General features: G+C 62.5%; 23 protein-coding genes. 9 read left to right on the forward strand and 14 right to left on the reverse strand.

Going from position 1 to position 22,875, the window contains the following annotated elements; translation table 11 throughout:
- Positions 1-30: 30 nt before the first annotated feature.
- The 6 genes from ACQ4W7_RS03550 to queE all read right to left on the reverse strand — a co-directional run bounded on the left by ACQ4W7_RS03550 (position 31) and on the right by queE (position 6,475).
- Positions 31-948, reverse strand: a complete 918-nt coding sequence (locus ACQ4W7_RS03550) for an alpha/beta fold hydrolase (protein WP_426071264.1) — start codon at positions 946-948, stop codon at positions 31-33.
- Positions 949-1,101: 153 nt separating this feature from the next.
- Positions 1,102-2,259, reverse strand: coding sequence for a hemin-degrading factor (locus ACQ4W7_RS03555; RefSeq protein ID WP_436528483.1), 1,158 nt, complete (start codon positions 2,257-2,259; stop codon positions 1,102-1,104).
- A 61-nt stretch (positions 2,260-2,320) separates the two neighbouring features.
- Positions 2,321-4,690: a TonB-dependent hemoglobin/transferrin/lactoferrin family receptor gene (locus ACQ4W7_RS03560; protein WP_436528485.1), complete on the reverse strand. Its 2,370-nt coding sequence runs from the start codon at positions 4,688-4,690 to the stop codon at positions 2,321-2,323.
- 188 nt (positions 4,691-4,878) lie between these two features.
- Entirely contained in the window at positions 4,879-5,391 is a 513-nt protein-coding gene (gene tadA / locus ACQ4W7_RS03565; RefSeq protein ID WP_436528487.1) for a tRNA adenosine(34) deaminase TadA, read from the reverse strand.
- Positions 5,384-5,830, reverse strand: a complete 447-nt coding sequence (gene queD, locus ACQ4W7_RS03570; protein ID WP_035819191.1) for a 6-carboxytetrahydropterin synthase QueD — start codon at positions 5,828-5,830, stop codon at positions 5,384-5,386. The genes tadA and queD overlap by 8 nt, the downstream gene beginning before the upstream one ends.
- Positions 5,831-5,839: 9 nt before the next feature.
- Positions 5,840-6,475 carry a 7-carboxy-7-deazaguanine synthase gene (queE, locus tag ACQ4W7_RS03575; protein ID WP_426071268.1) on the reverse strand — a complete coding sequence of 212 codons (636 nt, stop codon included), beginning with the start codon at positions 6,473-6,475 and terminating at the stop codon, positions 5,840-5,842.
- Between the two features lie 289 nt (positions 6,476-6,764).
- On the opposite strand from queE, the gene ACQ4W7_RS03580 reads away from it, so the two are divergent.
- The 8 genes from ACQ4W7_RS03580 (at position 6,765) to ACQ4W7_RS03615 (ending at position 13,863) form a co-directional block, all read left to right on the forward strand.
- The gene (locus ACQ4W7_RS03580; RefSeq protein WP_436528489.1) at positions 6,765-7,667 is read left to right on the forward strand and encodes a sensor histidine kinase; all 903 of its coding nucleotides are present in this window, start codon (positions 6,765-6,767) and stop codon (positions 7,665-7,667) included.
- 88 nt (positions 7,668-7,755) lie between these two features.
- Positions 7,756-8,742, forward strand: coding sequence for a sensor domain-containing diguanylate cyclase (locus ACQ4W7_RS03585; protein WP_426071270.1), 987 nt, complete (start codon positions 7,756-7,758; stop codon positions 8,740-8,742).
- 82 nt (positions 8,743-8,824) lie between these two features.
- The gene (locus ACQ4W7_RS03590) at positions 8,825-9,112 is read left to right on the forward strand and encodes a type II toxin-antitoxin system Phd/YefM family antitoxin (RefSeq protein WP_426071271.1); all 288 of its coding nucleotides are present in this window, start codon (positions 8,825-8,827) and stop codon (positions 9,110-9,112) included.
- A gap of 1 nt (position 9,113) precedes the next feature.
- Positions 9,114-9,446, forward strand: coding sequence for a type II toxin-antitoxin system RelE/ParE family toxin (locus ACQ4W7_RS03595; protein ID WP_436528493.1), 333 nt, complete (start codon positions 9,114-9,116; stop codon positions 9,444-9,446).
- A 121-nt stretch (positions 9,447-9,567) separates the two neighbouring features.
- Entirely contained in the window at positions 9,568-12,444 is a 2,877-nt protein-coding gene (locus ACQ4W7_RS03600; RefSeq protein ID WP_436528495.1) for a M16 family metallopeptidase, read from the forward strand.
- Positions 12,445-12,721: 277 nt separating this feature from the next.
- Positions 12,722-13,132, forward strand: a complete 411-nt coding sequence (locus ACQ4W7_RS03605) for a hypothetical protein (RefSeq protein WP_436528497.1) — start codon at positions 12,722-12,724, stop codon at positions 13,130-13,132.
- A gap of 11 nt (positions 13,133-13,143) precedes the next feature.
- Positions 13,144-13,383 carry a hypothetical protein gene (locus ACQ4W7_RS03610; protein WP_436528499.1) on the forward strand — a complete coding sequence of 80 codons (240 nt, stop codon included), beginning with the start codon at positions 13,144-13,146 and terminating at the stop codon, positions 13,381-13,383.
- Positions 13,384-13,464: 81 nt separating this feature from the next.
- The gene (locus tag ACQ4W7_RS03615; RefSeq protein ID WP_436528501.1) at positions 13,465-13,863 is read left to right on the forward strand and encodes a hypothetical protein; all 399 of its coding nucleotides are present in this window, start codon (positions 13,465-13,467) and stop codon (positions 13,861-13,863) included.
- A gap of 31 nt (positions 13,864-13,894) precedes the next feature.
- Here ACQ4W7_RS03615 and ACQ4W7_RS03620 read toward each other — a convergent pair whose 3' ends face one another.
- The gene (locus tag ACQ4W7_RS03620) at positions 13,895-14,149 is read right to left on the reverse strand and encodes a hypothetical protein (protein ID WP_426071278.1); all 255 of its coding nucleotides are present in this window, start codon (positions 14,147-14,149) and stop codon (positions 13,895-13,897) included.
- Between the two features lie 21 nt (positions 14,150-14,170).
- Positions 14,171-14,956, reverse strand: coding sequence for a DNA/RNA non-specific endonuclease (locus ACQ4W7_RS03625; protein WP_426071279.1), 786 nt, complete (start codon positions 14,954-14,956; stop codon positions 14,171-14,173).
- A 237-nt stretch (positions 14,957-15,193) separates the two neighbouring features.
- On the opposite strand from ACQ4W7_RS03625, the gene ACQ4W7_RS03630 reads away from it, so the two are divergent.
- The gene (locus ACQ4W7_RS03630) at positions 15,194-15,721 is read left to right on the forward strand and encodes an SRPBCC family protein (RefSeq protein WP_426071280.1); all 528 of its coding nucleotides are present in this window, start codon (positions 15,194-15,196) and stop codon (positions 15,719-15,721) included.
- A 58-nt stretch (positions 15,722-15,779) separates the two neighbouring features.
- Here ACQ4W7_RS03630 and ACQ4W7_RS03635 read toward each other — a convergent pair whose 3' ends face one another.
- From ACQ4W7_RS03635 to ACQ4W7_RS03660, 6 genes are all read right to left on the reverse strand, one after another.
- Positions 15,780-16,793 carry a response regulator gene (locus ACQ4W7_RS03635; RefSeq protein WP_436528504.1) on the reverse strand — a complete coding sequence of 338 codons (1,014 nt, stop codon included), beginning with the start codon at positions 16,791-16,793 and terminating at the stop codon, positions 15,780-15,782.
- Positions 16,786-17,883 carry a hybrid sensor histidine kinase/response regulator gene (locus tag ACQ4W7_RS03640; protein ID WP_436528506.1) on the reverse strand — a complete coding sequence of 366 codons (1,098 nt, stop codon included), beginning with the start codon at positions 17,881-17,883 and terminating at the stop codon, positions 16,786-16,788. The genes ACQ4W7_RS03635 and ACQ4W7_RS03640 overlap by 8 nt, the downstream gene beginning before the upstream one ends.
- Before the next feature lies 1 nt (position 17,884).
- Positions 17,885-19,228 carry a sensor histidine kinase gene (locus ACQ4W7_RS03645; protein WP_436528508.1) on the reverse strand — a complete coding sequence of 448 codons (1,344 nt, stop codon included), beginning with the start codon at positions 19,226-19,228 and terminating at the stop codon, positions 17,885-17,887.
- Positions 19,228-20,622, reverse strand: a complete 1,395-nt coding sequence (locus tag ACQ4W7_RS03650; RefSeq protein ID WP_426071284.1) for a class I SAM-dependent methyltransferase — start codon at positions 20,620-20,622, stop codon at positions 19,228-19,230. The genes ACQ4W7_RS03645 and ACQ4W7_RS03650 overlap by 1 nt, the downstream gene beginning before the upstream one ends.
- A gap of 263 nt (positions 20,623-20,885) precedes the next feature.
- Complete coding sequence (locus ACQ4W7_RS03655; protein WP_426071285.1) at positions 20,886-21,911, reverse strand: AraC family transcriptional regulator; 1,026 nt, start codon at positions 21,909-21,911, stop codon at positions 20,886-20,888.
- Positions 21,911-22,819 carry a GGDEF domain-containing protein gene (locus ACQ4W7_RS03660; protein WP_436528511.1) on the reverse strand — a complete coding sequence of 303 codons (909 nt, stop codon included), beginning with the start codon at positions 22,817-22,819 and terminating at the stop codon, positions 21,911-21,913. Before ACQ4W7_RS03660 ends, ACQ4W7_RS03655 begins: the two co-directional genes overlap by 1 nt.
- Between the last annotated feature and the right edge of the window lie 56 nt (positions 22,820-22,875).

Raw genomic sequence — 22,875 nt, forward strand, 5'->3', positions numbered from 1 at the left:
TATGCCCGGCTAGTCAAATGGTGGGCGCGCCTAGGCTGGCTGGGAGCGCATCTGGGGCGCCATCTTACCTTGCAGATGCACATCGATCAAGGCGAGCAGGCGCTCGATCAGCTGGGGCGGCATATCGTGCCCCATGCCCTCGATCACCTCCAGTCGGGCGCCCGGGATCAGCGCCGCCGTATCGATGCCGCAGGCGACGGGAATCAGGGGATCGGCTGCGCCATGGATCACCAATGCAGGGCAGCTAATGCTCGGCAGCAAGGTCGTGCGCTCGCCCGAGGCGGCAATCGCCACCATTTGCCGCGCCACGCCTTCAGGGCAACTGCCCCGCTGCAACGCTGCCTCGATGCGTTGGTACAGCAGTTTTTCCGAGACGGGATAGGCGGGGCTGCCGATGACGCGCACGGTGGCGGCCATGTGCGCCATCAGTTCGGCGCGGCTGGCATTGCGTTTCGGACGTTGCAATAACGCATTGCGCGCCGCCCGCGTGGGGCCGGGCAAACCGCGCCGGCCGCTGCTCGACATGATGGAGGTCAGACTCAGCACCTGCTGCTGCGCACGCGCCGCCATCACTTGGGCGATCATGCCGCCCATCGACACGCCGATCACGTGCGCCTGGGCAATGCGCAGGGCCGCCAGCAAGCCCAGCGCATCGTCCGCCATGTCATTCAAGGTATAGGAAGTTTTCAAGGGCCAGCCGACGAGGTTTTTCACGTAGGCCAGCGGCAAATACGGCTTACCCGCCAACGCCATCTTGCTCGACAAGCCGCTGTCGCGGTTATCGAAACGCACCACCCGAAAACCTTGCTCGACGATGCCTTCGACGAAGTCAGCCGGCCAGGCGATCAGTTGCATGCCCAGGCCCATGACCAGCAGCACACACGGATCGTCCGGGTTGCCGTGGCTTTCATAAGCTATGTTGAGGCCGTTCGCCATGATGGTTGCCATGATTGCCTCTTTTCCAGGAACCAGCACGCAGGCATGATCGCTGCGGCCTTGGAATCAGCATACCACTATTGTGCTTCAGACATGAGGCCGGCACGCGGCACTCATCCTGAAGTGTTGCCGCGCCGGTACGGCGCGCGGCAACGGTGATGCACCTTACTTGGCCTTAGGCAAGGAATCAGCCAGATCGACCCACGCTTGCGGTTGCGGTTTGCCCCGCTCGCGCACGCCGAAGAAGGAGACCACTTGCGTGCCGTCGTTATCGAAGAATTCGACCGAAGTGACGCCGCCGCGCTTGACGACCCAGCCGCTGCGCAGGGCCGTGTCGCGGATGTGCAGGTTGAAGTCCGGATCCAGCACATTGAAGAAGCCGCCAGCGGCCATGGTTTTCTCGATCTTGCCGCTGTAAATTTGCGTCAAGCCGTCATTGCCCAGGAACACCATGATGGCGACCTTGTCCTTTGCCGCGTTTTCCAGCAAGGTGCGCAGCGCTGCGGGCGTCACGCGCTCGACCACGCCGGCCGGCGCCAGGCGCAGCGCCTGTTCGCGCGACAAATGGAATTCACGCATAATTTGCGCAAACTGGTGCACGTCCGTCATGTCTTTCCAGGCCAGCTGGAATTCCTTGACGTCGATCTCGGCATCCGGCTTTTCCGCCGCTTTCGGCGCCACAGCCAGCACGTTCAATTCCGCGCTTTGCTGCGGCATGCGGAAGGTCGCCACCAGCTTGTCGTAGACGGCCACGCCCGGCTCGTTGCGCAGGTAGATCTTATGCACGGCCGTGCCGTTGGCGTCAAAAAATTGCAGGCTGCGCGTCGGCTTGCCATCGCGGCCTGGCTGTTCCACGGCAAATGCGTATTTCCAGTGTTCAAAGTGGAAACGCAGGTCGATCTGGCCGCCCAGGTAGCCGCCCGCGATATTGCGCTGGCGCGCTTGCGTTTCCGGGTCCTGCTTGGCGTCGGCCTGTTCCGACTTGTCGCCCGCCTGCTTGAATTTGCTGGCCGTGCCCGTCGTCTCGATGACGCCGTTTTCATTGCGCGTGATCGCTTGCACCAGGCCCAGGTCGAGCGCAGCGCGCATGATTTCGCGCGGCTGGTTGCCGTCCGCCTGCAGGCGCGTCACGCCCTTGCCGATATTGGTTGCCAGCAATTGCGCTTCAGACACACCCAGCGCGCGCGCCGCGTCGCGGATCTGCAGTTTCGGCTGTTCCGTGCGCAAGGTGGACCAGCGTTCCGCCAAAGTGGCTGGGGCCGCGCTTGCGTTTGCAATCAGCAGGCTGCCTAGCAGGGATAGAACGAGTTTGGATAACTTCATAGAGAGACCATTCAATCAAACATGGAAAAAAAGAGGGGCAAGCACCCCTCCCCGGTAAAAATCAATAGTTGACGCTGAGGCTGGCGGCGACGTTGCGGCCCGGCTTGGCGTAGCGCTCGATCTCGGCGCGATTGGCGGCCGTGGTGCCGGCGGACAGACTGCGCGCGGCGGCGTAATCCCAGTACTTGCGGTCCGTCAGGTTGTACACGCCGACGATGATCTTGGCGTTCTTGTGCACGTTCCAGTAAGTCGACAAGTCAAAGATCGTGTACGACGGCACCTTGAAGCGGGGCGCGGTCGTGCCCGTCAGCAAGTCGTTCGGCGCCTGTTTGTCGCCCGCATGCACGGCCGTCAGGGCCAGGCCGAACAGCTCGTTCGCATGGTCGTAGCCGACGCTCAGCGCCGTCTTGGCGGGCGCCACCGAGGCCAGGCCGCCGCTGTCGCCCGTCAGGGTATTGAAGGAGCGGCCCTTGGCCACGCCAGTCGCCAGGTCGACGTGGTAACCCTGCATGGCTGGCGCCCAGGCGCCCAGCTCCGCGCGCAGGGTCAGCTCGGCACCCCAGGTGCGCGCATTGCCGATGTTTTCCGGACGGAACAGGCCCTGAGTGATGGTGGGATAGTTGACCGGGTCATCTTCCTGCATCACATACTCGATCATGTTTTTGTATTCCGTCTGGTAGACGGAGGCGTGCATGCTCAAGCCCTTGACGACGTCGCCCTTCAAGCCCAGTTCATAGGCCTGGCTGGTTTCCTTGCGCAAATTCGCATTGCCCAGCACGGCATAACCTCTGCCCGTGCCCGTATAGCTGATGGAATCATAGGTACCCGTGCGTTCGGCCGCCGTCGGCAGGCGCGTGCCGCGCGTCACGGTGGCGTAGGCGTTCATTTGCGGCAAGACTTCCACGGACAGGCTCAGGCTGGGCGTGAAATACGTGTCGCTCTGCTCGCGCACTTCCTTGGCTGCGCCCGGCACGCCGATGGCGTAGCGTTGCAGGTTTTTCGGTGCGTCCTTGCGGTAATCGGCACGCAAGCCAGGCGTAAGCACGGCTTTCTTGCCAGCGATATCAAAGCTGAGGTCATCGCGCACATACAGGGCCAGCTTGGTCGTATCCATGTCGGCCATGCGGTTCTTGTTGGTGATCTGATGCTGGCCCGTGGCGATGATGCGACGGTCTTCACGCCACGGACGGCGCGTTTTCAGCTGTTCCAGCTGCACGCCGTACAACAGCGCGTTGTCGGCGTTGAGCTGCTTGAACGCTTCGGAAGTGACGCCGATGCTGTCATTCTTGAAGCTCGTTTCAATGGAACGCTGGGCCGGGGTCATGTACGTGTAGCGGCCTTGCGTCTTGTCATCGGTGTTCGCATTCTGCAGATACACTTTCGACGTCAGGCGGTCGAACAGGGCGAAATCCTTGAGCGCCACATCGTGGCCCAGGCTGACGCGCGTGCGCCTGGTGGTGGAATCCTGCTGCACGCCCGTCGGATAATACGTGCTGACCTTGCTGCGCAGATCGCGCTTGTTCTTGCGCTCGAACATGTCGACCGTCAAGTCGAGCTTTTGTTCGCCAGGCAAGGCCCACACCAGCTTGGACAGCAAGGCATTCGAATGCCAGTCGTCCGGGTTGACGGGCGTGGTGCCGCGGCTGTCCGTCTGCTCGCCATCGCGGTGCACATACACGGCCAGCCCTTGCAGATTGGCGCCCATCCTGGCGGCGCCCGTCAGGGTGTGCGCATTGCTGCGGTCGGCCGTGGCGCGGCCGTATTTATAGGCGACATAATGATCTTGCCCCTCGCCCAGGTAATCCTCGGGCGACTTGGTGATGAAGGCCACGCCGCCGCCCAGGCCCGGATTGGCGCCGCTGGCGGCCGTCGTGCCCGAATCGATGCGCACTTCGCGGAAGGTTTCAGGGTCAAAATAATCACGGCCCGTGGCGAAGGCGTTGAGGGTGTTGCCGTCCGGCTTGGGCGCCGCGTCGGGCAGCGCAATGCCATCGAGCTCCAGGCTGACCCGGTTGCCTTCCAGGCCACGGATGTTGTAACCGGTGTTGCCCGAACCATCCCACACGCTGCTGCTGCCGCTGCCCGAGGCCGCCGCCGGCGCGGTAATCAAAGGCAGGTAGCGCACGATACCGCCCATTTCCGTGACATTGCGGCGCTCCAGGTCGTCCGCCGTGACGACCGTCCTGGTGCCGGCGCGGCGTTCGTAATCCTGCTTGGCGTTGACGACGATTTCAGGGAAGACGGGCAGCTTGGCTGGCTCCTGCGCCGCCGTGCCCGCGTTGACAGCGGCCGTTTGCGCCATGACAGGCAGCAGCGGCGCGGCGAACAGGCCCAGCAAGGCGGCACGCAGCACCAGGTTATGGCGGCGGGCAGGCAGGCGGGATGAGGATACGACGGGCGCAGCGGAGCGCTGCAGAAGCACTGTAGTCATGATGATCCGGTTTAAGAGTGGAGGCTGGCTCTTGAACCCGGATCGATAACGATGCGCAAGGGAAGTTTGCTGGCGAAAACAATACTGTAACACGAATCATTCTCATTTGAGAATGGCGAAGTGGTCTAGACAGATGTTATTTCGCAACAGTTGTAAAAATGCCAGCCGGGATGACTGGCAAGACCAGGCTAACAGGCCGGCGGATTAGCCAGTTTACGCGCTTCCGACTGCGCGCGGCGGCGCTCGACAAAGAAACGCTTGAGGAAGGCACCGCACTCGTCGGCCAGCACACCGCCGACGATCGCCGTCTGGTGATTCAGCGCCGGCTGCTCGAACAGATTCAGCACGGAACCGCAGGCGCCCGTCTTCGGGTCGCCCGCGCCATACACCACGCGCGCCAGGCGCGCATGCAGCATGGCGCCCGAGCACATCACGCACGGTTCCAGCGTCACGTACAGCTCACAGCCGGGCAAGCGGTAGTTGCCCAGCTTTTCGGCGGCCGCGCGCAAGGCCATCACTTCCGCGTGCGCCGTGGGGTCGTGGCGGCCGATGGGCTGGTTGTAGCCCACGGCGATGACTTCGCCATCCTTGACGACGACGGCGCCGACGGGCACTTCGCCCAGGTCCCAGGCGTGCTGGGCCTGCTCCAGGGCCAGTTGCATGTAGCGCGCGTCGCGCGCGCTATCGTGCACTTCAGTCATCGGTCACTTCTGCCCAGCAATTCGGCGTTTCATGCAACACCAGCTTATGCAGGTGCAAGCCGGTGCCGAAATGGTCGGTAAACGCCGCTTTCAAGATCTCGAAGGCGATGCGCGCCAGGTTTTCCACGGTCGGGATGCGGTCGATGACCACGGTTTTATGGTCGGGCAGACTGGCCAGGAAGTCGCGCACGGCCGTATCCTTTTCATACACGAGGAAGGCGTGGTCCCACACATCGACCAGATGCTGCTTGGCCAGGGTTTTCACGTCGGAAAAGTCCATGATCATGCCATTGTCGGAATTGCCTTCGGCTTCGATGACCTTGCCGACCAAGGTAATTTCCACCGTGTAACGGTGGCCGTGCAAGTTGCGGCACTGGCTTTTATGGTCGGGAATGCGGTGGCCCGCGTCGAATTCGAGCTTGCGTGTGATAGTCAGCATATTATTTTGTTAAGGTATTTGCAAGAGTTTATGGGTTTGCAGGCTCAGCTTCCACTTCGGGTTGCTTTTGCACGTTTCGATAGCCAGCTGCATGTTGTGTGCGGCCAGGGGGCCATCCATCGCCTGCACGAAAAAGTTCTCGAAATCGAGCCCTTCGTAGGCGGCCAGGTCTTGCTGGAACTGGGGGATGACGACCTTGATTTCATTGCCTTTGTGCACGACCAACGTGGAACCCATCTTCGGGCTGACGCAGATCCAGTCCACGCCGGCTGGCACGGGCAAGGTGCCGTTGGTTTCAATGGCGATGGTAAAGCCCACCGCATGCATGGCGGCTATCAAGGCCGTGTCCAGTTGCAGCAAGGGCTCGCCACCCGTAAATACCACGTATTTGCTGGGTGCGTAACTGGCTGGCCACAGGCTGTCGATCAGCGCGGCCAGTTCCTGGGGCGTCTTGAACTTGCCGCCCAGTTCGCCGTCCGTGCCGACGAAGTCCGTGTCGCAGAACTGGCACACGGCCGTGGCGCGGTCGCTTTCACGGCCCGTCCACAGGTTGCAGCCTGAAAAGCGGCAAAACACGGCCGGACGGCCCGCGTGCGCACCTTCGCCCTGCAGGGTGTAAAAAATCTCTTTGATGCTATAAGTCACTGTGTTTCCTAAGAGCTGGCTGGCGTCCTCGCGCAGGGCGTACGCAGCGGTGCCGGCGCACAGCGCCGGCACCGCAAAAGCCGATTGACAACCCTCTATTATATGCCGCCGCGACACTTTCCGTGCAAATGCCGTGGCCGCCACCTGGCGCCGCAGCGTCAACAGGCAAGAAAGCCACAGCGGCAGACATAACTGCGTAGCTTTTGCGTTGAGACAATATAAATAAGCCAAAGTTAATATATTTTCTGTAAGAACATTGCCCGTTGGAAAACATTTAGGGAGCAAGGATATGCTGCAACGCTGGATACGCCTGCCGTACCGCCTGAGCATTCCGGCCTGCCTGGCAGCCGGCGCACTCGCCACCCTATATGCCGCTCATGCCGCCGAGCCACTGGCGCAAGCCAGCCTGCCCTGGTCCCTGATGACGGCCTGCGCCCTCCTGCCGGGCGCGCTGGCGCTGCTGCTGATGTGGCGTCGGCACCGGCTGGCGCCGCGCCTGCAGGCGCTGGATCAACTGCGCGTGGACGCCGAGCAGACGCGCCTGGCCAGCGGCCAGCGCAAGGCGCGCGAGCAGGAACGCTTGCGCATCGGGCGCGACATCCACGACGACCTGGGCCAGCATTTGCTGACCCTGAAAATCGACCTGTCCATGCTGCAGGCCAGCACGCCTGGAGCGACACCCCAACTGGCGCGGCAGCTGGCCGTGATGACGCGCAATGTCGACCTCAGCATCGCGGCGCTGCGCCGCGTCATCCACGACCTGCGCCCACCCGCCCTCGATGCCGGCCTGCAAGCGGCGTGCGACGGCTTGCTGGCGGACTTCCAACGCAGCACGGGCATCGACTGCCGCTGCGATTACCGGCTCGACGCCGCCGCCGGCCACGCGCACGGCCCCCTGCTGTACCACGCACTACAGGAAGCGCTGGCCAATATCGCCCGCCATGCGCGCGCCACGCATGTCCAGCTATGCCTGCAGCAAGTGGGCGCCACCCTGACTTGCCGTATCAGCGACGACGGCGTCGGGCTGTCGGGTTCGCCACCACGTCTCGGTTGCGGCCTGTCCGGCATGCACGAGCGCGTGGCTGGCGCCGGCGGCAGCCTGCACATCGACAGCCACAGCGGCGCCGGCACCACCTTGCACCTGTCGCTGCCCCTGCCAGGCTGCCGCGAGGAGGCGATGGTCCATCGCTGAAATATTGCCCAATATCAACACCATCGCTACTCCACGCTGCATCATGACCAAGGAGCCAGCCCCATTCACGCCCAAGAAGGATGCATACATGCCGGATAGCCATGCACATGCCAGCGTATCGCCCTGCGATGCAGCCCAGGGCTTCGCCGTCAAGATGATGGAGTTGCTGGTGGTGCCCACCTTTGTCCTCGATGTGCATGGCCGGGTCATGATCTGGAACCGCGCCTGTGAGCAACTGACGGGCGTGCCGGCGGCCGAAGTACTGGGCACGCAGGTGCCGGGCCGCTGCTTTTACAACGACGAGCGCCCCACCCTGGCCGACCTGCTGCTGGCCGGACGCGACGGCGATATGCGCGCCTTGCATGCACAGCAGCAATACCGCAGCAGCACGGGCAGCAATCTGTGCGCGGAAAACTGGTGCGACATGCCGCGCACTGGGCGGCGGCGCTACCTGGCCGTCGATGCCAGTCCCATCTACGGCAATGGCGAAGAACTGATCGCCGTGGTCGAAACCCTGCGCGACATGACCGATGAAAAGCGTGCGCAAGTGGAACTGCAACGCCTGGCCACGCGCGATGGCCTGACGGGCCTGGCGAACCGGCGCTGCTTCGACGACACCCTCCTGGCCGAGTGGCAGCGCGCCCAGCGGCAGGGCCAGCCCCTGTCGCTGCTGATGGTCGATGTCGACAATTTCAAGGAATACAACGACAGCCACGGCCACCAGGGCGGCGACCTGTGCCTGCGCAAGGTGGCCGGCGCCGTGGCCAGCGAAATGCGCGCGAACGACATGGTGGCCCGCTATGGCGGCGAAGAGTTTGCCGTCATCTTGCCGAACCAGTCGCTCAAGGGCGCGGCCATCGTGGCCGAACGCATCCGCCAGCGCGTGGAGCGGCTGCAATTGCCGCGCAAGCGCCCGGACGGTGCCTGCGTCACCGTCAGCATCGGCGCCGCCACGGCCCTGCCCGGCCCCGGCACGGAACCGGGGCAGCTGATCCACACGGCCGACTGCGCCCTGTACCGCGCCAAGCACCTGGGCCGCAACCGCATCAGCCTGCCGGAAACCACGCTCACGTAATGAACAAGTGCCAGCTACACGCGACACGACCAAATTTGGTGTATATTTAGTCCTATCACAGTTTTTCGCATTCGGAGCCGCCATGAACCTCAAGGAACGCATCAAGCCGATTTCCTATCTCAAGGCCAATACGACGGAGATCGTCAACAGCTTTGACGCGGGCCAGGACGAGCCCATCATCATCACGCAAAATGGCGAAGCGAAGATGGTGGTGCTGTCCATGCACGCGTATCAGGAAGGCAAGCAGCAAGCGCGGCAGATGCAGGAACAGCATGCGTTCATGAAGCTGATCGCCATGGGCAACCAGGAAATCGCGCGCGGCGACGTGGTGTCCGAAGAAGATTTCCTGGCCAGCCTCGACCAGGATTGAGATGGCGCGCATCATCGTACTGAAAAGCGCGCAAGCCGATTTCGAGGAATTACGCAGCAACTTCAAGGCGCACCATACGGCCGCCGCCCATGCGCAGTTCCTCTCGGCTTTCCGGCAGCTATTGACGGCTCTCAAAGCTTTCCCCGACAGCGGCACGCCCGTCGAGGCCGCCCGCGAAGTCGGCATGGATGTGCGGCAACGCCTGTGTGAAGAGATCCTCATCGTCTACCACCATGACCGGGCGCACGACATCGTGTATATCCGCATGTTCCTGCCCACCCGGCGCGACTTCCTGACCCACCTGACGGCACGCATCCTGCGGCCCGACTTTTGATCCACCCCGCAGCACCTGCCCGAAAGCCTCCTGCCCCTATGCACGGCGGCACGAATATTCTATGCTGCGGCGTTGCACTTTCATAACATCCAAAAAAGAAGGAGCCTTCGTGTCAAGAGTCATGCCCGCATTACTACCCACATTCATCCCCGCTTTCGCCCTCGCCCTGTCGGCCATGGCGTCGTCGAACCTGGCCGCCGCGCCCGTCAAACCGCTAGCCGCCCACAGCGCCGTCGCTAACAAGGCCGATTTGCTACCGTTCAAGGCCACGGAAAAGACCCTGGCCAACGGTCTGAAAATCATCATCGTGCCGACCGGCTTCCCCAACCTGGTCTCGCTGCAAATTCCCGTGCAGACAGGCTCGCGCAATGAAGTCGAGCCGGGCAAATCCGGTTTCGCGCACTTTTTCGAGCACATGATGTTTCGTGGCACCAAGACCTATCCGCCCGAGAAATACCAGGAAGTCATCACCCGGGCCGGCGCGCGCCAGAATGCCTATACCAGCGACGATTTGACCAATTACCACACCACGTTTGCCAAACAAGACCTGGAAACCGTGTTGAAAGTGGAGGCGGACCGCTTCCAGCACCTCGATTACGCGGAAGATGCGTTCAAGACGGAATCGCGGGCCGTGCTGGGTGAATACAACAAGAACAGCGCCAATCCCGTCTCGAAACTGTTCGAAGTGATGCGCGACAGCGCCTACACCACGCATACCTACAAGCACACGACGATGGGTTTCATCCAGGACATCGAAGACATGCCGAACCAGTACGCATACTCGAAGATCTTCTTCGACCGCTGGTACCGTCCCGAGCGCACCACCATCATCATCGCCGGCGACGTGGAGCCGCAGCGAGCCATCGCGCTGGTGGAAAAATACTGGAGTCAATGGCAGCGCGGCAAGCAGCAGGCGGCCGTGCCCATGGAACCCGCGCCGCGCGGCCCCGTCTACAAGCATGTGGCCTGGCCTACGCCGACCCTGCCGTGGGTGGCCGTGGGCTTCCACGCGCCCGCGTTTTCCGTGAAAGACAAAGACCAGGCCGCGCTGGCGACCTTGCTTTCGCTGTCGTTCGGCCGCACCTCGGCTCTGTACAAGCGTTTGGTGCAGAGCGAGCAAAAGGTCGATCAATTGTTCGAGATGACGCCGGACCGCGTCGACCCGACCCTGGCCGTGCTCGGCGCGCGCGTGAAAAACATCGATGATGCCGTCTACGTGCGCGACGCCATCCTGGCCACCGTGGCGCAGCTGCGCGACACGCTAGTTAGCGAAAAAGACTTGGCGGATGCCAAATCGGCCGAAAAATACGGCCTGATCCGCTCGCTCGATAACACAGAGCAGATCGCCGGCACCCTGGCGTCCTTCGTGCATTTCGACCGCTCGTATGCCACCATCAACCAGTACTACCGCCTGATCGACACGCTCAAGCCGGCCGACCTGCAGGCGGCCGCGCGCAAATATCTGACGGACGACGGCCTGGTGGTAACCACCCTGTCACACCAGCCGATGGCAGCCGCCATCGCCACCACGCCGAAGCTGGCCAGCCTGCTGCCGGCCGCTTCGAACGCCAAGTTCGACGTGCTGGTGCAAAAATCCGCGCTGCCGCAAATCCGCTACAAGCTGCTGTTGACGGCCGGTTCCGCGCACGACCCCAAAGGCAAGGAAGGCCTGGCCGCACTGACGGCGGCCATGGTGGCCTCGGGCGGTTCGTCCGAGCGCAAGATCGACGAGGTCAACCAGGCCCTGTTCCCGCTGGCCGGCAGCTTTTCCCAGCAGACGGACAAGGAAATGACGACGTTTACGGCTTCTATCCACAAGGATAACTGGACCCAGTTCAACGCCATCGCCCTGCCCCTGCTGCTCTCGCCCGGCTTCCGCGAGGACGACTTCCGCCGCTTGAAGGATGCGCAAAAGAACGCGCTGCTGCTGGACCTGAAAGACAATAACGAAGAAGAATTCGCCAAGGAACGCCTGCAAACCAATGTGTATGCGGGCACGTCGTACGGCCACCCGGTGCTGGGCACGGTGGCCGGCATCGACGCCATCACCCTGGATGACGTGAAACAGTTCTGGCAGAACGCGTATGCGCAAGGCGCCGTCAAGGTGGGCATTTCCGGCGATGTGTCCGACGCCATGACGGCCTCGCTGACGCAAGCGCTGGCAAGCTTGCCGGCCGGCCCCGGCTTGCCAGCCACCGTGAAACCCGTGGGCCGCAAGGCGCAGGGCCTGGAAGTGGAAATCCTCGAGAAAAACACGCGCGCCACGGCGATTTCCTTCGGCCTGCCGCTCGACGTGACGCGCACGCACCCGGACTTCCCCGCCCTTTGGCTGGCGAAGACCTGGCTGGGCGAACACCGCGCCTCGAATTCCTATCTGTACCAGCGCATCCGTGAAATTCGCGGCATGAACTATGGCGATTACGCGTATATCGAAGCCTTCCCGCGCGGCATGGTTCAGTTCTTCCCGAACCCGAACCTGGGCCGCAAGGCGCAGCTGTTCGAAATCTGGATACGCCCCGTGGCGCCGGACAACGCCCACTTCGCCCTGCGCGTGGCCCTGACGGAATTGGGCAAGCTCATCGACAACGGCTTGACGCAAGACGATTTCGCCACCACGCGCGACTATCTGATGAAAAACGTCTTCGTCATGACCTCGACGCAAGACCAGCAACTGGGCTATGCGCTCGATTCGCAATGGTATGGCACACCCGAGTTCACCAAGCTGATGCGCGACGGCTTGGCCAAGCTGACGGTGGCCGACGTCAACCGTGCCATCAAGCAACATTTGTCGGCGAAGAACCTGTCCGTGGTGATCGTTGCCAAGGATGCGACCGGCTTGAAGGATAAGCTCGTCAGCGATGCCTTTTCGCCCATCAAGTACGACGGCAACAAGCCACAGGCGCTGCTCGATGAAGACAAGGTCATCGGCGCGATGAAGTTGCACATCAAGCCGGAAGCCGTCACCGTGACGCCAGCGACGCAGGCGTTCGCCAAGTAAGCCGGCGCTGTATCAGCCCCATCCGATGCCGGTGGTCGGATGGGATTCCGCGCCACGCGCGCGCCCTGCCGCAGCAGATTCTTAACGAGTCCATCCGCATGACATCCGAAGTACTCAACTCCCCACGACCGCAGACACTCCCGCCAATCTTGCCCGCGGACAATAATATGCGGCGCCGGCGTCCCGCAAGCGTGACCGTGATCGCCTATATGCTGCTCATGAACATGGGCAACACGATCACTTACCTCCTGCTGTCTGGCCGCATGCCGAGGCCCCGTTGTCCGGCACCTTCCTGTCAGGCAGCGTGCAATGGCAACTGCTTGAAGCTGGCGGATATGCCGACTTTTTCATTGCCGCAGGCCTGCTCTGCGCGCAGCGCTGGGCGCGCCTGGCCTACGTCATTGTCGGCACGCTAAGCATGGGCTACATGATCGCCGTCGAATCACAGACACAGGGAAGCCACGCCCTGCAACTGCTGTTTGCCGTACTGGCATTCGCAGCCATCGTCTACCTGCTGTACCGCGAGGATGCCCGGCTTTACTTTGCATCAGCGAAACTGCCCCGCCCCAGCCCTGGCGGCCGGCGGCGCATCGGCGCGTACCTGTACATCATCGCTGCCATCTATGCCTACTGGTGCCTGAATGCGATTGTATTGGGCATTACCGAGATCTATCCGGCAACAAGCTGATCTCTATTGCCTTGCCGATCATTTTTATGGCGGAGTGGCTGGGCAAGACGCCGGGACGCCTGGCCAGGGCCAGCATCCTGGCCACCGCATTCGCCCTGTACCTGGTGCAGATGTTTTTCTATAAATACATGTCACCGTACGCCGTTCAAATGGGGCCGTCGCTGCGGCAACTGCGGAACTGGGCCATCGGCATGAGCGGCATCGCGATTGCCCTACGTTATCTGCAATGGTCACGGGGCCAGCGAAAATGATGATCAGCGCTGACACTGCACAAGCAATGATATGACGGTTCTGGCCGCAGCGAGTATTGCTACGTCGGCGTCAATGCATGCTTGCCTGACGTCCTGTCGGGCAAGATCGAGACCGTTGTGAGCGGAAACCGTGTCAGTAACTATCTGCAGGATAAATATGACATCCGCGACGCGGCCGGCCAGGCCTACGTGCTTGAACCCGCCTTTGAGCGGACAGACAAAGCAGCGGTCATCCGCCTGCGGCAAATTCTGGCTTGTCGCCTGCCCCACGCCCTGGCACTGCTGTCGCCTGAACGTCGCAGCCGGCTGACGGGACAGCGCCGCGTAATGCAGTGGGCGCAACGCGAGCTCATGGCAAAAGGCGTGGCAACCGAAATCATGCTGCGCCCGGGGCCGGGCGGCGCATCGTACATTGCCGAGCAGATCTGGCATTGGGATTTGCTGCTGGCCGAACTCAAGCGGCTCCCCGGCCTGGCCTGACGATATTGAAGCGGCCAGGCCATGGCCAACGTCACTCGAAGGGATTGGCCACCGACGTCACCTCGGGCGGCGGCAACTGATCGGGCAGTTCCTGCTTTTCCAACTGCGCCACCACGTCGCCCAGCAGTTTTTGCAGCTGTTTCGCCAGAGCCAGGCCCGGCTTGTCCAGGGTCAGGTCGATGTCGCCGCTGATGCTGATGCGGTCGATCCTGTTTTCGATGCTCAGATTGCCAATGTCCAGCACATCGCTTTCATTGGCATACGGGACGAATTTCTTGGCACACATGGGATTTCCTTTTTGACGGTCTTATTTCTTGGACTTGCTCTTCACCTTGGGCAAACTCAGCATGCGCAGTTTTTGCTGGCGCGTCAGCGACGGTAACAGATCGATGCCGATCCTGTCTTCCAGTTGCGCAATGCTCAGCACTTCATACGTCTTGGTATCGACGTTTTCAATGAAGTAGGCGGCGCCGGCGCGCTGGCGCGGGCTGTACACGGCCTTGTACAGGTGGCTGGGCACGATCACCCGACCCACTTTGCGCAAGTTGCCGCCTATGAAAGCCGGCCCCGTGATCACGTACAGGTCGCCCTCTTTCTTGGCCATCTTGCGCACGGCGCCTTCGATACCGGCCCACACATAGCGGTTGTTGCGCGCATCCTGCGGCACCATGTTGGCCAGGGTAAAGCTGTCGCGCTGGCTCTGGCGGTCCGGCATGTCGCCGTTGGGCGCCATATGGCCACGGTCGAAGCCGCTGCGCGCATAATCGGCCAGCTCGGCGCGCTGGGCGGTGGGCAGCTTGCGTTCGGCATGGAAGGAGTTTTCGCGCGACAAGTCCTGCGCCGCTTCCAGGTTGTTCGCCGTCAAATGTTCCGCCGACCACAGTGGCGTACGCGTAATACCCGAATGCATCACGCCAAAAACGTTGTAGCACAGCTCTTTGGTCGCCACGTCCAGCTTGGGGTTGGTGATTTCCGGCTTGCGGCCATCGACGTAATGGGCAGGACAGGCATCGGCATGCGCCAGGTTGGCGGCCAAGACGGAAGCCAGCAGGCCGCACGCCAGGGTCAGCCTGGCGATCGATCGTTGAATCATATTTCCCTCTGAAATCTTTGCAGGCCAGCATTCTAGCGGACGCCGGCCCTCACCACAAACCTGCACAAACCTGGCGTGCGCGCCAGTGCGCGATGGCGAACTGGCGTGCAGGCGGGCGTGCAGGCGGCCCTGCGCAGAGCTGGCGCAAATAAAGGCCAACAGGCTGCGCACAGCCATTCATATCTGCTAAGATTGCCTTGATTTGTTCGCATCGACCATTCAAGATTTGGAGAGCATATGATCAAAAAAACCCTGCTGCTGATCGTTGTCGTCGTCGCCGCCATCCTCGGCTATGCCACCACCAAGCCCGACACCTTCAGTGTCCAGCGCGAAATCACCATCAAGGCGCCGCCCGAAAAAATCGCCGCCCTGATCACCGACTTCCATTACTGGGCTGCCTGGTCGCCGTGGGAAAAGCTCGATCCGGCCATGCGCCGCACCTTTGCGGGCCCGGACCATGGCCTGGGCGCGCAGTATGCGTGGCAAGGCAATGACAAGGTGGGCGCCGGCCGCATGGAAATCACGGAAGCGGCTCAGCCCGAGCGCACCGTCATCAAGCTGGACTTCCTCAAACCGTTCGAAAGCCATAACACCACCACCTTCAGCATGACTCCCGAAGGCGACAGCACCAAGGTGAACTGGACCATGACCGGTCCCAGCCCTTACGTCAGCAAGGTCATGACGGTCTTCGTCAGCATGGACAGGATGATCGGCAAGGATTTTGAAAAAGGCTTGAACAACCTGAAGGCGGCGGCGGAGCGCTAAGCCCGCTCACCGCCACCACACACAGGGCCAGCGCAGCCCTGTTTCAGTGAATGCCCCGTCAAAACTGCTCGATCCAGGCGGCCAGGTGGTCCGGCGTGAGCGCCGCTTCAGCCTGCACCACCTTGCCTTGCAAGCCTTGTTCGGTCTTGCTCAGCTGCAAGGACCAGCCGCGCCGCGCCAGCCACAGCAAGCTGGCCAGCCAGAACGAATGGATGGCCGAGACGGGCGCGGTGGTCGGCGTTTCCAGGAATTCCGTCAGCAGGCGTCCATTGAGGAACAGCGCCGTGCCACCCAGGTTTTGCAGCGCCGCGCCAAACACGGGCAGCAGCATGTCGATCGCTTGCTCCACGCCACGCCCCGGATGCTCGCGCTCGATCTTGTCGAGCTGCTGGCGCACGGCGGCCGCAAAAGCCGTGCCGCGAAACGCTTCCGAACTGACCAGGTCGGCATAATCCATCAGCAGCCAGTCCGGCTCGGGCGGTGTGACGCCAGCCGTCAGGGCCGCCGACAAATACGCTTCCACGGGCAACTGCTGTTCCGGACCGGCCAGGCTGGCGCACAAGGCGTACAGGGTGCCGATGCGGTTGGCGACGGCTTGCCGCTGGCGCACCATCAGCTTTTCGCGCAGCAACTGGGCGTGTTCATTGCGCAGTCGCGCCAGTTCCAGTGCCTGTTTCAATTCCATGCGCAGCGCCGCGATATCCCACGGCTTCTGGATGTAGCGGTGGATCTGCCCCTGGTTGACGGCCTCCACCGTGTGCTCCAGTTCGGAATACGCCGTGGTCAGGATGCGCACGATGTGTGGATAGCGGTCCCAGGCGTAAGACAGCAGCTCATTGCCGTAGGCGCCGGGCATGCGCTGGTCCGACACCAGCACGGCGATGCGGTCGGACTGCTCGTCGAGGATGCGCTTGCCCTCCTCGACCGAGGTAGCCGTCAGTACGTCGGCCAGCGGCGCGATGGCGCGCTGGAAATATTTGAGGGCGTTGGCCTCGTCATCGACATAGAGTATCGTCGGCAAGCCTTGGGCCGGCTCACGCTGAGCCGGCAAACGCAGATTGGCGTCAATCATGCTCGTTCCTTATATGTACTGGAAAATTCAGGGTTACCGTGGTGGAACTGCCAAACTCGGTGGCGATATCGAGGTTGCCGCCAAACGATTGCATCATGCGGTGGCAAAACACCATGCCCCAGCCCTTGCCTTCGTTGCCGCTGGCACTGACGGGGTCGATCAACAACTGTTCGACTATCTCGGGGGCGATGCCGGCGCCGTTGTCGCGCACCGTGATGCGGCCGGCATCGATACGGATGCCGATCGCCGGATGGGCTTGCTCGCCGGCCGAGCGCAAGGCATTCGCCAGCACGGATGACAAAATCAGCGCGACACAGTTGGGCGACTCGGCAATGGCGAAATCGTCGCCCTGTTCGAGCGTGATGGCGGCGCGCTGTGCCGTGCTCAAGGGGTAGCTGTCGAGCAAGGCGGCCAGCAATTGGCGCGCGCTGCCGGCGCTGCGTCCGCGCTGCATGCCCGGCCCGGCACTGGCCAGACGCACCGTGTCGACAAAGCTGGCCAGCACGGACAAACAATAACGCGCATTGTCGTGCATCAAGGTGGCCGCTTCGCCGATCTCGGCCTGTGCTGCGGCGTCCGCCTGCGCGCGCCGCGCGATGCCACGCGCAAAATTGGCGATGGCCGCCAGCGGCGTGTTCAATTCATGCGCGAGGAAGGCCAGCGATTCTTCCATCGCCACCAGGCCCTGGCGGCGCGCGGCGCGCTCGCGTCCCGTTTGCACGGCCAGCTGCAGCGCCGTTTGCATGGCGGGCAAGTCGAGCGGCTTTTCCAGCAGACGGAACAGCGAACCGCCGTTGATCAGTTCCAGCAGCACGTCCTTGTCCGCATACGCGGTGACCAGCATGCAGACGATGTGCGGATAGCGCTGCGCCACTTCCTGCAGCAGCTCGCTGCCCAGGCGGTCCGGCATGCGGTAATCGGTAACGAGCACGTCGACCTGGGCGCCATTGTCTGCCAGCACAGCGAGCGCCGCATCGACGCTCTGCGCCGTCAGCACCCGGTAGCGCTGGCCGAGGGCGCGCTCGAAATACTTGCAGGCCAGCGCTTCGTCATCCACGTACAGCACGCTGGCGCGGCTATCGTTATCCATGCTAACGGCCCTCCCAGTCGGAGCGCTGCAAGTCGAAATTCATGCTGGCCCACACGCCCAGCTCACTTTCCGCGCTCAGGGTGCCGCCGTGGCGCTCGATCACGCCATAGCTGATACTCAGGCCCAAGCCCAGCCCCTGCCCCACTTCACGCGTGGTGAAGAACGGTTCGAACACGCGCGCCAGGTTTTCCGGGGCGATGCCGGGGCCGTTGTCGCGCACACTGATGCGCAGGCGGTTTTCATCCCAGCGGGCCGTGATGCGGATCTCGAACGGCGGCGCATTAGCCTTGCGCATGGACAGCACGGCATTGCCCAGCAAGTTGATCAGCACGCCCACGATGGCCGCCTCGTCGCCGCGCACCAGGGTGTCGACCGGCAAGTCGTGGCTGATGCTGACATTCTTCGTTTCATGCCCCACCAGGCGGATGGCCGCATCGAGCGCGCTGCGGAACTGGAAATGCCCCGTTTCCAGCTGGTTGCCGCTCTTGCGGTAGGCAAAGGTCTTCAAGTCGGACACGATGTGCTGTACCCGCAGCATGCCCTGCTTGGCGTCGGCCAGGCATTCACTCACCAGCGCACTTTGCTGGGCGGCCGGGTCTTCGATGGCCACCTCGATGGCCATCATGCAGAAATTCACGGGATTGTTCACTTCATGCAGCATGCCGGCGGCCAGGGTGCCGATGGCGGCCATTTTCTCTTGCTGCAGCATCTGCCCCTTGATATCGGCCAGGCTCTTGTTGGTTTCTTCCAGCTGCGTGTTCTTTTGCGCCACTTCCGCCTTCAGCTGGAACAGCATGAAGCGGGCGCGCTCATTGAAATAGGTAAATACGGCGCTGATGCTGGCCGACATGATGAGGAACAGGCAGTTGACGACGAACGTGCCCGGCAAGTCGAAGCCGCCCGCATGCCAGGCGCAGGCAGCCACGTACAGCAGGCAGGAGATGGCGCCGAAGACCATGTTTTGCCACAAGCCGAACGCCAGCACGATGCCCGACGAGTAGATGGCCAGGGTCATGCCCACATAATAGATCGAGGTGGCGCCTTCCGTGACGGCGATCATCCAGGCGATCATGATTTGCGGCAGGATCAGCCACACAAAGGTCAGGCCCTGGATGCGATCTTGCGCCCAGCGCGTGCGCATGGCCAGCACGACGCAAAAGATCAGCGCCGACACAAGGATGCGCACACTGGTAAACGCCGACTGCTTGTCCGGATACAGGGCCGAATCGAGACCCATGCCCAGCAGGATCAGCACGATGCCCGTGTAGGCCCCGCCGCGGCTGAATTCCAGGCGGAAGTCGCGCAAAACGGCCGAGTAGCCGGCGTGCAAGCCTGGAGTATCCATCAAGGAATGCTCACTTCCGCAAACACATTCACGCCCGTGGCGTCGACATAGATCAAGGGATCCATTGCGTGCTCGGGCAGCAAGGCCGACAAGCCCTCTTCATTGCGATAGATCAAATGCCACTCCAGCAAATGCTCCATGCCGAACTTGCCCGGATTGTTGGCGTGCACATTGGTGACGAGCAAACGTCCGCCCGGCCCCACGCGCGAGGCGAAGTGCATCAACAGGCGCGCGCAGACCTTGTCGGACAGGTAATCGAACAGGCCGGCGCAATACACGGCGTCAAAACTGCCGGGCAAGCCCGCGGTGCCAGAGCCGTGGCGGCGCTTGAGCAGGTTGTGCACGGAATCGTGCACATAATCGATTTCCACCACGCGTCCCGTGCGCTGCATGATGGTGGTCAGGCGCGCGCGCGTCCAGTCCAGCGTCTCGGCGCTGAAGTCGACCAGCTCGAAGGCCAGCCATTGCGCGTCAAGGCAGGTCTCGAGAAAACGCTGCACCTCGATGGCCGGGCCGCAGCCCACATTGAGCACCTTGAAGACGCGCCCGGCAACCCGCGCCGCGGCCGCTTTCTGCGCCAGGAATTCCGTCAGGATATCGATACGGTTGCGGTGCGCCGTGGCCACGGCCGCCTGCAAAAAAGCCGCATTGACGATTTGAAAGTAGGTGCTCGGCCCCTGGCGCGGATCGTCCAGCAACTGGTTGACCATCTGGTAATCGCCCGCATAGCCGAGCGGCTTGGTAAACGTGCGGAAGACGAACGGCGCGCGCAGGATCAGCGGGTGCAGCGCCGCCTGGGCAAATGCGCGGTGGGCCGGCGCCCGCTCTTCCTCGACAAGAGACGCTTCCACCTCGAGCTGGCGCAAGTACAGCTGGGTTTGCTCCATCAGCGGCAAGGCCAGCTCGTCGAAAATATCGGCGCGCAGGCGGCCGTTTTCCTTGGGCAGCGAATCGGACAAGTCGACCTGCTCGACCCAGCGCGCCACTTCCGACAAAAAAGCGCGCATTTCGTTGACGACAATCTGATAGTCGCGGCGGATGCGGAAGCGCTCGCCCCAGCCGGCCACAAAGGCGCTGGACTCTTTCGCCACGGCGCCCTTGACCACCACCACGTCGCTCAGCTCGCGCCACTCGTCGATCAGGGTCACGGAAACGATGGCGGTCAGGCCCGTGTTGACGCTGCTGATGACGACGGCCTTACCCACATAGGCGTTCTTCGTTCCCATGCGCACCGTCAAGTCATTGAGCACCTCGCTGACCTGCACAATCGAGTAGGGATTGTAGATTTCCATGACCAGCGAATTGCGCTGCAAGTTGAAAATCGTGCCGCGCACCGCCTCACCTTGGGTGTTACGGAAACTGACGACTGGATCGATCTGCGATTGTGAATACACGATTGAGCATTATCAAGTTGCCCGGTTTCCGGCGCACCACACTGGGCACGCCAGTTTCCAGGCTGGGTTAAGGCACGGCATACCAGTCATCTGCCGCCGGCCCGCCATCGATATGGCGGTATTGCGGCGTCGCGCGACGCCGTGCCGGAGCGCCTCAAAGCGCATCTGTTCGCTCTCTGATCGAGTGTACTATGGATGTAGCAGAACGGGCAATTGTTCCCTCTGGAACGACTGTCTGTGGCGCTGGCGCGCAACGCCGCCGTTCATCCAGCCACGAACAGGGCCAACGCGTGACGCAACAGCTGCGGCGTTTGCCCCGTCCAGCGCTTGAACGAGCGGCGGAAGTTGGTGGCATCATGAAAGCCGAGGTAGGCGGCCACGGCATCGTTGTCGTAGCCATGCGCCTGGAACAGGTAGATGGCCTTGTGCGCGCGCACCTGGTCCAGCTCGGCCTGGAAATGCGTGCCATGGCGCGCCAGGTGGCGCTTGAACGTGGCGGGACTGACGCCAAACTCCTGCGCCGTGCGTTCCAGGGTCGGGGCGCAGCGGATATTCGCCAGCAAATAGTCGTACAGCGCACCGAGCAGGCTGGCGGCGGGCACGGGCGCCAGGGCCGCCGCCCGCAAGGCCAGCGCGGCCGCCGTGGCATTGCCGCGCGGCCAGGGCTTGTCGAGCCAGCTGGAATCGATGAGCATGGCGTCGACCTGGCAATCGAAACGCAGCGCCTGGCCCAGGTGCACTTCATGCTGCTCGACATGACGGGGCCGCGCGCGGTTGAAGCAGAAGCGCCACGGCAGCGCTTCGCCGGCCAGCCAGCGACACATGGCGGCCAGCGCCGTCATGTGCATTTCCACCAGAAAAGGCAGCTGGCTCGGCGCGCCGAACGCGTCCGTCCAGTACAGCACGTACATGTCGCCCGCCTCGCGCAAACGCGGTTGCAACAGCGGACACAGCAAGGTATGAAAATCGCACAGGATGGTCAAGGCCTGGCGCAAATTCTGCGCCTGCAGCAAGGCATGGCTGGCGGCGCCGTAATGGCCGGGCAACATTTGCTGGCCCAGCATGAAGCTGGTGTCGGCGCTGTCCAGGCCGCGCGCCACATTGGCCAGCAATTGCAGGTATTGCGCGGCGCTGACCTGGCTTTCCGCGGATGGCAGCGCGCCGCCATCGAGGCCCGTGCCCTTCAGCAGCGGCGCCACAGCCAGCTCGCGGCTGCGCGCGTAGTCGAGCACCAGCGCCGGCTGGTGATGGGCCGCGATGCTGGGGTCGCCTTGCTGGTTCAATGGCATCAGGCAGGCGCGGCGGTGCCGGCCCTGGGACCGGCACTCCGGCCCGGTGTTTCCACTGCCCGGCTCAGCTCGGCCAGCACCACTTCCGGCACGCCATCGGTGAGCGAGCAGGCATGCCGCAGGCTCAGGCGGATTTCGCGGTTGTCGTTGGCGTGGTGGCGCATCTGCCCCACCATGGCGCACAGATGGCGCGCCTTCACGGCCGCATTCTCGCGCGACACGCCCGGCATCAGCACGGCGAAGCGGTCGCCCGCATAGCGGCACAGCAAATCGTCATTACGCAAGTTCAACAGCAGCATGTGACCCACGGCTTGCAGTACGCGGTCGCCTTCGCGGTGGCCGTATTCGCGGTTAATCAGGTGAAAGCTGTCGATGTCGAGCAAGACCAGCGCACAGTCGAGGCCGGGCCGGCGTTCCTGTTCCAGACGCATCTGCGTGCGCAGATAGCTGGCGTCGGCCAGCTGCGTGATGCGGTCGAAGGCGCGGTGGTCGCGGAACAGGCGTTCGCGCTTTTGCAGGTGCTCGTTCAGCCGAAACTGTTCCTGGCGCCAGTAATACATACCGATCGTCAATACCAGCATGCCAAATGGAATCAAGGCTTCCAGCCAGTTATCCCACACGGCACTTTTATCGACGGCAAAGAACTCATCGAGGCAATCTGCCCAGGAACCCAGCATGATGGCGCACAGACCGCCGGCGATCAGACTCGTCACCCGTCCGCGCGGACGGCTGCTAAGGGTAAACAAGAACCAGATGCCCGCCATGACGGCCGTGCCGCCTTCGCAGACGATATCCATCCACTTCCAGATGGCAAACGGTTTAACGTGCCCCAGTGTGGCGTACAGGAAAAAGAACAGGGACAAAGCCAGCGCGGCGGCAATCAGGCTGTTACGGTGCAACGGCAGCATGTGGGAAACCTTTAAAAGTGGTGCTGTCGCCACGATAGCGCCCGCCCATGACGCCA

It is taken from the genome of Janthinobacterium algoris, from assembly GCF_051380935.1.
In the GTDB taxonomy this organism is placed as follows: domain Bacteria; phylum Pseudomonadota; class Gammaproteobacteria; order Burkholderiales; family Burkholderiaceae_D; genus Janthinobacterium.

Excerpts from the sequence above, each read along its gene's own strand:
- ACQ4W7_RS03645 (WP_436528508.1), bottom strand. The coding sequence starts at position 19,228 with ATGGATACTCCAGGCTTGCACGCCGGCTACTCGGCCGTTTTGCGCGAC.
- ACQ4W7_RS03595 (WP_436528493.1), top strand. The coding sequence starts at position 9,114 with ATGGCGCGCATCATCGTACTGAAAAGCGCGCAAGCCGATTTCGAGGAA.
- ACQ4W7_RS03590 (WP_426071271.1), top strand. The coding sequence starts at position 8,825 with ATGAACCTCAAGGAACGCATCAAGCCGATTTCCTATCTCAAGGCCAAT.
- ACQ4W7_RS03635 (WP_436528504.1), bottom strand. The coding sequence starts at position 16,793 with ATGATTGACGCCAATCTGCGTTTGCCGGCTCAGCGTGAGCCGGCCCAA.
- ACQ4W7_RS03655 (WP_426071285.1), bottom strand. The coding sequence starts at position 21,911 with ATGCCATTGAACCAGCAAGGCGACCCCAGCATCGCGGCCCATCACCAG.
- queD (WP_035819191.1), bottom strand. The coding sequence starts at position 5,830 with ATGCTGACTATCACACGCAAGCTCGAATTCGACGCGGGCCACCGCATT.
- ACQ4W7_RS03585 (WP_426071270.1), top strand. The coding sequence starts at position 7,756 with ATGCCGGATAGCCATGCACATGCCAGCGTATCGCCCTGCGATGCAGCC.
- ACQ4W7_RS03550 (WP_426071264.1), bottom strand. The coding sequence starts at position 948 with ATGGCAACCATCATGGCGAACGGCCTCAACATAGCTTATGAAAGCCAC.
- ACQ4W7_RS03560 (WP_436528485.1), bottom strand. The coding sequence starts at position 4,690 with ATGACTACAGTGCTTCTGCAGCGCTCCGCTGCGCCCGTCGTATCCTCA.
- ACQ4W7_RS03640 (WP_436528506.1), bottom strand. The coding sequence starts at position 17,883 with ATGGATAACGATAGCCGCGCCAGCGTGCTGTACGTGGATGACGAAGCG.
- ACQ4W7_RS03630 (WP_426071280.1), top strand. The coding sequence starts at position 15,194 with ATGATCAAAAAAACCCTGCTGCTGATCGTTGTCGTCGTCGCCGCCATC.
- ACQ4W7_RS03600 (WP_436528495.1), top strand. The coding sequence starts at position 9,568 with ATGCCCGCATTACTACCCACATTCATCCCCGCTTTCGCCCTCGCCCTG.
- ACQ4W7_RS03555 (WP_436528483.1), bottom strand. The coding sequence starts at position 2,259 with ATGAAGTTATCCAAACTCGTTCTATCCCTGCTAGGCAGCCTGCTGATT.
- ACQ4W7_RS03620 (WP_426071278.1), bottom strand. The coding sequence starts at position 14,149 with ATGTGTGCCAAGAAATTCGTCCCGTATGCCAATGAAAGCGATGTGCTG.
- ACQ4W7_RS03660 (WP_436528511.1), bottom strand. The coding sequence starts at position 22,819 with ATGCTGCCGTTGCACCGTAACAGCCTGATTGCCGCCGCGCTGGCTTTG.
- ACQ4W7_RS03580 (WP_436528489.1), top strand. The coding sequence starts at position 6,765 with ATGCTGCAACGCTGGATACGCCTGCCGTACCGCCTGAGCATTCCGGCC.
- tadA (WP_436528487.1), bottom strand. The coding sequence starts at position 5,391 with ATGACTGAAGTGCACGATAGCGCGCGCGACGCGCGCTACATGCAACTG.
- ACQ4W7_RS03625 (WP_426071279.1), bottom strand. The coding sequence starts at position 14,956 with ATGATTCAACGATCGATCGCCAGGCTGACCCTGGCGTGCGGCCTGCTG.